The 10,976-nt window shown below is 55.2% G+C and carries 9 protein-coding genes; 3 read left to right on the plus strand and 6 right to left on the minus strand.

Annotated elements, in window-relative coordinates; all coding sequences use genetic code 11:
• Positions 1–57: 57 nt before the first annotated feature.
• The 3 genes from ACMGG3_RS06445 to ACMGG3_RS06455 are packed head-to-tail and all read right to left on the minus strand — an operon-like array spanning position 58 to position 4,200.
• Positions 58–1,437: an efflux transporter outer membrane subunit gene (locus tag ACMGG3_RS06445; protein ID WP_414149710.1), complete on the minus strand. Its 1,380-nt coding sequence runs from the start codon at positions 1,435–1,437 to the stop codon at positions 58–60.
• The gene (locus tag ACMGG3_RS06450) at positions 1,434–2,516 is read right to left on the minus strand and encodes an HlyD family secretion protein (RefSeq protein WP_014169974.1); all 1,083 of its coding nucleotides are present in this window, start codon (positions 2,514–2,516) and stop codon (positions 1,434–1,436) included. Before ACMGG3_RS06450 ends, ACMGG3_RS06445 begins: the two co-directional genes overlap by 4 nt.
• Before the next feature lie 31 nt (positions 2,517–2,547).
• Positions 2,548–4,200, minus strand: a complete 1,653-nt coding sequence (locus ACMGG3_RS06455) for an MFS transporter (RefSeq protein WP_014169975.1) — start codon at positions 4,198–4,200, stop codon at positions 2,548–2,550.
• Positions 4,201–4,402: 202 nt separating this feature from the next.
• On the opposite strand from ACMGG3_RS06455, the gene ACMGG3_RS06460 reads away from it, so the two are divergent.
• Positions 4,403–5,206 (plus strand): YdcF family protein, encoded by an 804-nt coding sequence (locus ACMGG3_RS06460; RefSeq protein WP_232946706.1) that lies wholly within the window; start codon positions 4,403–4,405, stop codon positions 5,204–5,206.
• 48 nt (positions 5,207–5,254) lie between these two features.
• Here the strand turns inward: ACMGG3_RS06460 and gap are convergent, their stop codons facing one another.
• Positions 5,255–6,256, minus strand: a complete 1,002-nt coding sequence (gap, locus tag ACMGG3_RS06465) for a type I glyceraldehyde-3-phosphate dehydrogenase (RefSeq protein WP_414149711.1) — start codon at positions 6,254–6,256, stop codon at positions 5,255–5,257.
• Positions 6,257–6,445: 189 nt separating this feature from the next.
• Here gap and cybB point away from each other — a divergent pair, with 189 nt between their 5' ends.
• Positions 6,446–6,976, plus strand: coding sequence for a cytochrome b561 (gene cybB / locus ACMGG3_RS06470; RefSeq protein ID WP_025204247.1), 531 nt, complete (start codon positions 6,446–6,448; stop codon positions 6,974–6,976).
• Between the two features lie 49 nt (positions 6,977–7,025).
• Here cybB and ACMGG3_RS06475 read toward each other — a convergent pair whose 3' ends face one another.
• Both ACMGG3_RS06475 and ACMGG3_RS06480 read right to left on the minus strand, forming a co-directional pair.
• A complete protein-coding gene (locus ACMGG3_RS06475; RefSeq protein WP_183516373.1) occupies positions 7,026–8,093 on the minus strand; it encodes an oxidoreductase in 1,068 nt (355 codons plus the stop codon).
• A gap of 13 nt (positions 8,094–8,106) precedes the next feature.
• Positions 8,107–8,850 carry a DeoR/GlpR family DNA-binding transcription regulator gene (locus tag ACMGG3_RS06480; RefSeq protein ID WP_149376560.1) on the minus strand — a complete coding sequence of 248 codons (744 nt, stop codon included), beginning with the start codon at positions 8,848–8,850 and terminating at the stop codon, positions 8,107–8,109.
• 736 nt (positions 8,851–9,586) lie between these two features.
• On the opposite strand from ACMGG3_RS06480, the gene ACMGG3_RS06485 reads away from it, so the two are divergent.
• A complete protein-coding gene (locus ACMGG3_RS06485) occupies positions 9,587–10,924 on the plus strand; it encodes a TolC family outer membrane protein (RefSeq protein ID WP_014169981.1) in 1,338 nt (445 codons plus the stop codon).
• Positions 10,925–10,976: the final 52 nt, after the last annotated feature.

A 10,976-nucleotide genomic window follows, 5' to 3' on the forward strand; every position in this document is an offset into this window, starting at 1 on the left:
GCGCTGCGATCCGGTTTTCGCCCCCTCCATGCCGGAGAGGGCCTGTGGGGTATCAGGTCACGCGTTGCTCCAGCCTCCGCCCAGTGCTCTGTACAAATCAACCTGCGCCAGCAGCAGGTTATTTTTGACCTGCACGACGCTGGTTTGTACCGAGAACAGCGTGCGCTGGGCATCCAGCACATCCAGGTACGACGAATAGCCGTTGCGATAGCGGTTTTGCGCTATGCGCAGCGTCTCTTGCGCCACATCTTGTTGGGCAAGCAGCTCCGTCAGTTGTTCCTGATAGCGCGTGATGGCATCAAGACTGTTATTGACCTCGGCAAAGGCGTTACGGACGGTTTTTTCATAACTGTAAAGCGCCTGGTTGCGCTGGGACTGCGAAATATCCACCTGTGCGTTCAGCGCCTGGCGGTTGAGCAGCGGAGCAAGAATGCTGCCGCCGACGCTCCAGAGCTGCAGCGGGTTGTCGAGTAAGCCGGAAAGCGTGCGATCCTGTATCGATCCGGTTGCGGTCAGGTTGATCGACGGCAGCAGGCTGGCGCGTGAGGCAGCCAGCGAGGCATCAGCCGCAACCAGTTGCTTTTCAGCCTGCACAATATCCGGACGGCGATTAAGCAGCGAGGAGGGCAGTTGCGAGGGCAATGTCAGGGGCGTCAGGGCCGGGAAGCTTTCACTGCGCGCGACCTCGCCCGGGTTGCTCCCCAGCAGCAAGCTCAGGGCGTTCTCCTGCTGTGCAATCTGATGCTGCAGCAGGGGAACCTGCGCCCGCGTGGAGCGCAGTTCGGAGTCGGACTGCATCAGTTCCAGGCGTGAACTGTAGCCCGTTTCAAACTGGCGTTTAGCGAGAGTGAATGCCTCTTCCCGGGACTTCAGCGTGGAGCGGGTGACGCGAAGCTGTTCATCGAGGGACAGCAGGGTGATATAGCCGGAGGCGACCGAGGACGCCACGGTAAGATCTGCTGCCGCCGCCGCGGCTTTCTGCGCGTCCAGAGAGGCTTCAGCCGCATTCGCGGTGCTGCGGTTTACGCCCCAGATATCGACATCATAGCTGGCGGTGAGGCTGCCTTTATACAGGCTGCTGTAGATCGGCAGACCGGTGGCAGCAGATTGTGTCCGCGCGCGGGTGCCCGTGACGCCAGCATTCAGCGACGGAAAGAGGCTGCCGTCGGCCGCGTAGACCCGCGCCTGATACTCGTTAATCCGTTCGCGGGCAATCAGCACGTCGCTGTTGTTCTTAAGCGCCAGGTCCACATAGCGGTTCAGATTATTGTCGTGGAAATTACGCCACCAGAGCTGTTCTGCTGGGCTTGCCGGGCCTGCTGTTGCTCGCCATTGCGTGGGGATGTGCAGCGACGGCTGCGCCGGTTTCACGTCGACCGACTGGCAACCGGCCAGCACGGTCATCATCATCAGAACGGCTATCGGGCGAAGGGTCATTGCTTCGCCTCCCGCGTATCAATGGTCACCTGCACCGACATGCCCGGACGCAGAAGCTGATAGGCTTCCTGGTCACCCAATACTTCAATTCGCACCGGAATACGCTGGGCAATTTTGACAAAGTTACCCGTGGCGTTATCCGGCGTGATGGCGCTGAACTCAACGCCGGTTGCCGGAGAGATGCTCTCCACGCGGCCCTGATAGGCCTTATCATTTAACGCATCGACGGTGAATTTCACCGGCTGACCCACCCGAAGCTCCGCCAGCTGCGTCTCTTTAATATTGGCGATCACCCAGTGCTGAGGCGGCACGAGGGTGGTGAGGTGGGTTCCGGCGGTAACGTAAGCCCCCAGACGAACGGCGATCTGACCAAGCTGGCCGTCGCGTGGCGCCACAATGCGCGTGTTTTGCAGGTCAATTTGCGCCAGCTCCAGCGCCGCTTTGGCGTTTTCCACATCCGCCTCCAGCGCGCCGCGATTGACGATCACCGTTTGCAGATCCTGGCGCGACATTTCCAGCGTGGCTTTCGCCTGATCAATGTCGGCGCTGCCCTGGGCTGCGCTTGCCAGCGCGGCGTCGCGCTCACGGATAGACAGTGAACCATCCGCCGTCAGGTCCTTTACGCGCTTCAAATCTGCCTGGGATTTCAGACTCTGGGCGCGGGCATTTTTCAGAGCCGCTTCGTTTTTGGCGATCACCGCTTCGGCGCTTTTGCGCTGTTGCAGGTTGTTGTTCAGGGCGGCAATCTTCATCGCCAGCTGCGCTTCGGCCTGATGCACCCGCTGGCGGTAGATACGGTCATCAATCTGCAGCAGCAGCTCGCCCTTTTTAACCCGGTCGAAATCCTGCACCTTCACCTCAGTGATATAGCCGTTAACCTGCGGGCTGATAAAGGTCGTCTGTCCGCGCACGTAGGCATTATCAGTAAACTGCGAGTGGCGGGTGAACGGGGGTAGCTGCCAGGCGTAGAGGATCACCAGTACGCCGACAATACCGATTGCCGCCGCGGTGAAAACCGAAACGATACGGACATTTTTACGGGTGTTGGCCTGCTCTTTAGCGGCATCCTGCTGACTCATAACATCTCCAGAGAAATCATCTTCATATTCATTACTTGTTGCCTGTTGCCTTCTTCAGGGCCATACGGGCAGTCAGGCGCAGGCGCAGCAAGCGCCATAAAATCCAGACCAGGGTGGCGGCGGCAATGCTCGCCGTCAGTAAATAAGTATCGTTATAAGCCAGAATATTTGCCTCAAGCGTTGAAACCGTTTGCAGCTGGGTGATGGCCTGGGTGCCCAGCAGCGAGCTGTCGCCAATCAGGCTCCGGTACAGCCCGGTGTAAGCCTGAATACGGTCATTCACCAGCGGGTTCAGGGTTGTGAGCTGATCGGCCAGCATGCTGGAGTGGTATTTCTCGCGCCAGGTCTGGAAGGTCCCCAGGATGGCAGAGCCGAGCAGGCCGCCGAGGTTCTGGCTCATGCCAAACATCACCGAGAAGCTCACCAGGTTACGTGGATCGGCGATTACCCCGCCAATGGCGGCCAGCATGGCGGGCGCGAGGAAGAAGGCGCTGCCGAAGCCCAGCAGGAACTGGCTGAGCATCAGCTGGTCCGGGCGGGTCAGGTTGTTCGACTGGCTGTCCAGCAGGGAGGCAACAATCATAAGCGCCAGCGAGGTAATGATCGGCCACGCCAGTTTTGTGGGCTTGATGGTCAAACAGCTGGTCACAATCCCGCAGACAATACCGGCAAAAATAGACCACGCCAGGTGGGTCATCTGCTCATTCTGCAAGCCGACATACTGCAGCCAGCCGATAACGCCGGTGTTTTGCTCCGCCAGCACGATGCGGATCAGCAGCATAATGAGCCCGAGACGCACGATGCTGCCGCTCGACAGCCAGCGGGTATTCAGCAACGGGTTAGAACGGTTATGTTCAAACACGATCGCAGACACGATTAATACCAGCGCTAATGCCAGCGACCAGCCGATCCACGGCGCTTCAAACCACCAGTAAAGACGGCCTAAGGAAAGTACCGCGCAGAGCAGCGCCATCCCCGGGGCCAGTAAAAAGAAGGTGATGAAGTCTTTTTTCTCGAAGACCTTGCGCCGGTCGCCAGGAGGCAATTTCAACGCTATCACGCAGGCCAATGAAATGAGCGCCAGCCCGAGCTCAAAGAAGTAAAGCCCGCGCCACTCGTCAAGCTGCAGCAGCTCGGTCGAAAAGAGGCGGGCGAGGGGGATGGCGAGCGATGACCCGGTAATCCCGATGGTCAGTGCCTTCAGACGGTGTTTCGCGGGCCAGGCCTGTATCTGGTAGTAAATACCGAGGGAGCTGAGCGCGGCGGCCACCATCCCGTGCGCGGCACGCACCATCAGCGCGGAGCTGAGATCGTTTACAAACAGGTGGAAAAAGGTGACCAGCACATACAGCACCAGAAAACCTTCCGTGAAGGCGCGCAAACCATACTGCTGGCGGAATTTCACCAGCAGCAGGTTGATGGAGATGTTGGTCATTACATACACCGCCGGGAGCCAGGCGATTTCTGTCGACCAGGCCCCGAAGGTCCCCTGCAGATTTTGCAGATTGGCGGTGACCACCGCATTACCCAGCGCCCCCGTCAGGCACACCAGCAGACCGACAACCCCGTAGGCAATCCGTTTTGGCGTGCTGTGTTCTGGCGTGGAGGGCGAACCCAAGAGGGCGGGTTTCTCATGAGGCTGCCACTCGCGAGGAGCATAAGGGTCGCGTTCGGGCAGGCGCATAACGTCTTTTACCTTAGAAAAAATTGAATAATGAGTGGGCTAACGATTCTACGTTTGCCGCAAATGATAATTCAAGTGAATATGATTTTCGCAGGTTAATCAAATGTTGAAGAACAGGTTAAGGAAAAAGAGCGGCCCGGAAGGCCGTTGTTTTGTCGATCTGAAGTCGTTAATCTGAACCTGAGCAACTGAGGACATCACCATGGTTCAGACGCATTTTCCCCTTCTGCCGGAGTCAACCCTGGCGGCAATCAACACGGTCGGCCAGTGGCTGGCACAGGATGATTTGGGCGATACCCGCGACGTGGCGGCGGTTGACAGGGTTATTCTGGCCGGAAACGCGGTGATGCCGACCATCGACGCTGCCTGCCGTCTTGCCGCTGAACACGACGTTCCGTTACTGATTAGCGGAGGGATTGGCCATTCGACCGCGTTTTTGTATGCGGCCATCGCTCAGCATCCGCGTTATCACACTGTCCCGGTAACGGGGCGAGCGGAAGCAAGCATTCTGGCCGATATTGCCCGCCAGTTCTGGCAGATCCCTGATGCGCACGTGTGGGTTGACGATCAATCAACCAACTGCGGAGAAAACGCGCGTTTTAGCTGGAACATGCTCAAACAGCATCATCAGACGTCCGGGCGCGTGCTGGTCGTGCAGGATCCGACCATGCAACGCCGCACGATGGCAACCTTTGCCCGCGTGTGCCGTGACGAGTCTGCTTCGCCGCAGTGGGTCAGCCACCCGGGCTATACACCGGTGCTGAAAAATGGCGAAAACGGGCTGGTGTTCAGCGGGGAGAGCGCTGGCCTCTGGCCGGTAGAGCGTTATCTCTCGCTCATTTTAGGCGAGCTTCCGCGACTCTGTGATGACATGAACGGCTATGGCCCGGCCGGGCGTGATTTTATTGCACACGTTGAATTCCCCGACGAGGTGACTGCAGCGTGGGCACGGTTAAAGCAGGATCCTGTGCTTACGGATGCCCTGAATCACCGGTCGCTTCTCTGAGCAGAGGCCGTTTGCGGTTTTCCCCTCTCCGCGGAGAGGGGACAGGCATTACAGCGAGGCGAATTTGTCCAGCGTGCGCACCAGCTGGGTGACGAAACCGTATTCGTTGTCATACCAGGCGACGGTTTTCACCAGTTGCAGATCGCCAGCCTCTGAAACTTCGGTCTGTGTGGCGTCGAAGACAGATCCAAAGTGGGAGCCGATCACATCAGACGAAACAATCTCTTCATCGGTATAACCAAAAGATTTATTCCCCTGTGTCGCTTTTTTCAGCGCGGCGTTGATCTCCTCAACGGTGACCTTTTTACCCAGAATCGAGACCAGCTCGGTCACTGAACCGGTTTTCACCGGTACGCGCTGGGCGTGGCCTTTCAGCTTGCCGCTGAGGGCCGGAATCACCAGACCGATGGCTTTGGCCGCCCCGGTGGTGTGCGGAATGATATTCTCCGCCGCGGCGCGTGAGGCGCGAAGATCTTTCCCGCGCGGGCCATCCACCAGCGCCTGCGTGCCGGTATAGGCGTGAATGGTTGTCATGGTGCCCACTTTTATTTCAAACGCATCGTGCAGGGCTTTTGTCAGTGGGGCGAGGCAGTTGGTGGTACAGGAAGCAACGGAAATAATCGTATCACTGGCGTCAATGGTATCGTCATTCACGTTATACACGATGGTTTTCATCTCACCGGCAGGGGCAGAGATCAGCACTTTTTTGGCACCGGCCTCAAGGTGTGCCTGTGATTTTTCTGCCGACGTGTAGAAGCCGGTGCATTCCACGACGATATCGACGCCCGCGGCTTTCCACGGGATATGTTTTGCCTCTTTTTCGGCGTATACGGCGATAGTTTTTCCGTCAACAATCAGGGCGTCTTCGGTGAAATCTACGCTCCACGGGAAGCCACCGTAGTTGGAATCATGCCTGAGCAGGTAGGCCAGCACTTTGGGAGAGGTGAGATCGTTGATGGCGACGACGGTGTTGCTGTCCTGGGTTTCAAGAAGGCGACGCAGGACAAGGCGTCCTATGCGTCCAAATCCGTTAATGCCAATTTTACTCATGGTGTACTCCTGTGAACGCGTCTTTGCGACATTTTGAACTCATCCAGGCTTAGACCATCACGGACAGGGCGGCAATTGAAGAAGCTTCATGCGAGGGGAAGTATTTGAAAAACCATACAGAAAAATTAATGAATTTTTAAGGAAAGGGGATTATGTTGGCGCGATATCGGTTATTTATCAGGAAATCTCATGCGTACTAAATATACAAGCCTGCAAATTGCTATCCACTGGCTGGTGTTTTTGTTAATCATCGTCGCCTACTGCGCGATGGAGTTCAAAGGCTTCTTCCCACGCACCGCCCGGCCGGTAATCAACATGATCCACGTTTCGTGCGGCATCTCTGTGCTGGTGTTGATGGTGACGCGTTTAGTGGTTCGCCTTAAATTCCGCGCACCGCCGATTGAACCAAAGCCAAAACCGATGGTGACCGGGCTGTCCCATCTTGGTCATCTGGTGGTGTATCTGCTGTTCATCGCGTTGCCGCTGATTGGTATTGTCATGATGTATAACCGCGGTACTGACTGGTTAGCCTTTGGTCTGGTGATGCCGCACGCGGCAGAATCGAATTTTGATCTGGTCGACGTTCTGAAAGAGTGGCACGAGACGCTGGCCAACGTGGGGTACGTTGTGATTGGTCTGCACGCGATGGCGGCGCTGATGCATCACTATTTCTGGAAAGACAACACCCTCCTGCGCATGATGCCAAAAAAACGCCAGTAACCCATAACCGCGAGCCCTGCAGCAGTCTGCAGGGCTTTTATTTAGCGTTTTATTGCAGTTGAGCGCGTTCTTCCAGGGTTAACTCCAGCGCCTGAGTGGTGCCCGTCTCTGAGGATTTCACGGCCGCTTCCAGTACCGCCATCACCGCCAGCGCCTCGACCGGATGAACCGGATTGGTGATTTTTCCGAGTAGCGCATCACGCACGTTGATGTAGTACTGACGCTGATCGCCTTTCGGCGTGGTAACGGTCTGCGGCTCACCGTTTGCACCAAAGAACACCATGCTGTCACTGTCCTCGCCCCAGGCCTCACTGCCGGGGATCACGCCCGCCAGCAGCTGCGCTTCCTGTTGGTCGATTCGGGCTTTCACCACGCTGCCTTTATCGCCGTGAACGGTAAAACGTGCCGTTCCGCCAGCCACCAGCATGCTGCAGTGCAAAATCACTTTATGTTGCGGATAATCTAAGACCACGTGTGCCCAGTCGTTAATTTCCGCGCCGTCACGCAGCGTGGCGATATTGCCCTGTACCGACTGTGGCAGTCCAAAGAGCTGCAGCGTCTGGTCAATCAGGTGCGGCCCCAGATCAAACCACAGACCGCTACCGGGCACGTTTTGCTCTCTCCAGCGCACGCGCACTTCCGGGCGGAAACGGTCAATGTGCGACTCAAGGTGTTTGACCTTGCCAAGGGTTCCTTGCTCAATAATCTGCTTAATGCCGAGGAAGTCGCTGTCCCAGCGGCGGTTATGGAAGACGGAGAGCAGCCGTTGCTTCTCTTGCGCCAGGGCAATCAGGTCGCGTGCTTCCTGCATGTCGAGCGTGAACGGTTTATCCACGACCACATGTTTGCCTGAATTCAGGGCAAGCGTTGCCAGCGGCGCGTGGGTGGCGTTAGGGGAGGCAATCACCACCAGATCGACATCGGGATGCTGAATTGCCTCTTCCGGGGTTGCCACCACCTGAACATCAGGAAGATCGCGTTTAACCTTCTCTTCATCACGAGACGAAACCACCGCCAGCTTAAGGCCGTCCACGGACTGGATCAGCGGGGCATGGAAGGTCTTGCCTACAAATCCATACCCGATCAGCGCAATGTTGATTGTCTTCTCTTTACTCATGACCTTCTCCACGTTATTTCGCGCAAACCGTAATGTGCATTGCGCCAGGGTCCCCAAGCTCAGGCCAGGGACGATCTAAAAAGAGGTGCTGGATGTTGGATAATCCGCTGACCAGATACGGTTCACAGCGGTTTAGTTTCAGATGGTCGGCGACAATCCAGCGCTCATGGCTGGCCGCGAGCATCGCCCGTTTGACCTCGGCATCGGCCTCTTTTCCGGCGCTCAGACCGAGTTCAGCATGGATAGCACAGGCTCCCAGAATGGCGATATCCGCGCGGTAGCGTGACAGCAGGGAAAGGGTGGCGCTGCCGGCAAACAGTCGCTGCTTGTGATCCCATTTTCCGCCGAGCAGGATCAGTTCGATATCGTCACGGTCGCTGAAGTGCCACGCGATATCCAGCGAGGTGGTGATGATTGTCAGCGGTCCCTTCAGGAACGAGGCGACAGCCATTATCGTGCTCCCCGCATCCAGAAACAGCGTCGAACCTGGCGGAACAGCCTGCGCCACCTGTTTACCAAGACGTTGTTTGGTTTCCGGCAGCAGTGTATTGCGCCCCTGACGATTCATGGCCGACAGATTCAGGGCAATTGCCCCGCCGTGGTTCTTTTGCGCCAGCCCCTGTTTCTCGAGATCGGTCAGATCCCGGCGGATGGTGTCCGCTGAGACCTGCAGTTTGTCCGCCAGTTCCGTAATGCTGGCCTGCCCGTGCTCACTAATGATATCAAGCACATATTTTTGTCTGGCCGTTTTGTGCATGGATGAATCCCGCAAAATGTCGCAATAAGTTGCATATTACAGCATTTTGCCGCAGAGGGAAGGGTGTTGATCGCCAGTAAGTATCAATGTCCGGTATTGTTCACATTGGTTATTATTAAAATGTTATTAATACGGTGTGAGTGATTCATTCCAAATGTTAACAGCAATGTTATTGTTGTGTTTTATTAAACACACTGGCGGATATAACCATTGTGATACCAATATGCAACCATTAATGCTTTAATGAAATTAATAAATAGCAATAAATTCTGTGTTTATTTATATGCATAGATATTAATGTTGTATATGGCATTATGGTTACTTAAACTGACATTTCTTTGAAAATCTTTGTGTCTGACGCATGCTGAAATTAACGCAAAAATGTGCATCCGGCGATTCTGAAATTTTACTTAAATAACAAAGACTTTATTTGTTTCATTTGAAAGCCCCTTTTTAAGGTTTTGTCCAGAAACCCCATCTTTTTTCTTATCTGTAACACCACATTAACATTGTGGGTGTAGTTGCCTATAGCGCATTTTGTTATGCTGCAAACCAGTCAAAGAAATAAGTAAATTCTTATTGTCATAAGAATATGGTCGGCTCTCATCTCCAATGGAAATGGGGTTGGGGAGCGTTTGTCCAATATTTATTCGGACCCAGGTAAGATATTTGTCGAATTATTTATACCCCTTTAGGGGTAAATATTTAAGCGTCATTCAGAGTCAGGGAGATAAAAATGACTATTATGCGAAATAATATGTTGCTGAGATTTCCAGTCGCCCTGGCATTAATTTCGTTGGCCTTTAATACGGCCTCTGCGAATAGCCGCCAGGTGGGGATTGCTCCGATTGCCGCGACAACATTAAAAGAGAGTATTCTTTTTGCCATCGATCGCGATCCGTCGATTAGCCAGCAGGCCGCGCAACTGGGAATAGGTCAGGCACAAATAGATGAAGCACGCAGCGGCTGGATGCCACAAATATCGTTAAACGGTAGCACCGGCCATAGCCAGACCACCGATTCCAGCGGCTCGCTGCGCAATTCTGCGGCCTGGGGATTGAGTCTGACGCAGCTGGTATACGATTTTGGCAAGACCAACAACAGCATCGACCAGTCCACGGCGCAGCGCGATAGCTATCGTTACCAGTTGATGAGCACTTTGTCTGCGGTGGCGGAAAAAACGGCGCTCAGCTACGTAGAAGTCAAACGCTATTCCGACCTGTTGCAGGCCGCCAAAGAGAACGTTCAGGCGCTCAAAAACGTTGAACAACTGGCCAAACTCCGCGCCGACGCAGGCGTCAGTTCAACCTCTGACGAGCTTCAGACGCGCACGCGCATTGCCGGTATGCAGGCCACGGTCGAGCAGTATAACGCGGCGTTAAACAGCGCCCGCGCACGGCTTGCGGTGTTGACTGGCATGGAGGCCGAGCGCTATTCACCTGTACCGGCGAAGCTTGCCGTTGAGCAAGATTCGCTTAATCGCATTGATTACTCGGCCATTCCCGCGGTCATGGCCGCGCAGAATATGGAGCGTTCAGCTCAGTATGGCGTGGCAACGGCAAAGTCTCAGCACTGGCCGACGTTAAGCCTGAAAGGAGGCCGCACCCGCTACGAGTCCGACAACCGTTCTTACTGGGATGACCAGATTCAGCTCAATATTGACGCACCGCTATACCAGGGTGGCGCCGTTTCAGCCCGCGTTCGCCAGGCCGAAGGGGCAAGGGCCATGGCATCGTCTCAGGTTGACCAGGCGCGGTTCGATGTCCTGCAAAAAGCCTCTGTCGCGCAGGCTGACTGGACCGGCGCGCAGGGAAGAATGCAGGCGGGGAAGCTGCAGCTGGAAAGCGCATTACGCGCCCGGGATGTTTACAGAAATGAATATACCCTGAGCAAGCGGAGCATTAACGATTTGCTCAGCGTTGAACAGGATGTCTGGCAAGCCACCTCAGCCAAAATAATGGCTGAATATGATGGCTGGAGTTCGGCGATTAATTACGCATCTGCCGTTGATAATTTGATGCCAATGATCGGCATAGAGAAAAACGCTGCCGCAAAATTACCTGATTTGAGTTAAAAAACACGCGTCTTTTTGTGCGAAATAAGTAAGAAAATAATGGGTGCTTTTT

The sequence above is a fragment of the Enterobacter sp. BNK-18 genome, from assembly GCF_047456135.1.
Taxonomy (GTDB): Bacteria; Pseudomonadota; Gammaproteobacteria; order Enterobacterales; family Enterobacteriaceae; genus Enterobacter; species Enterobacter ludwigii.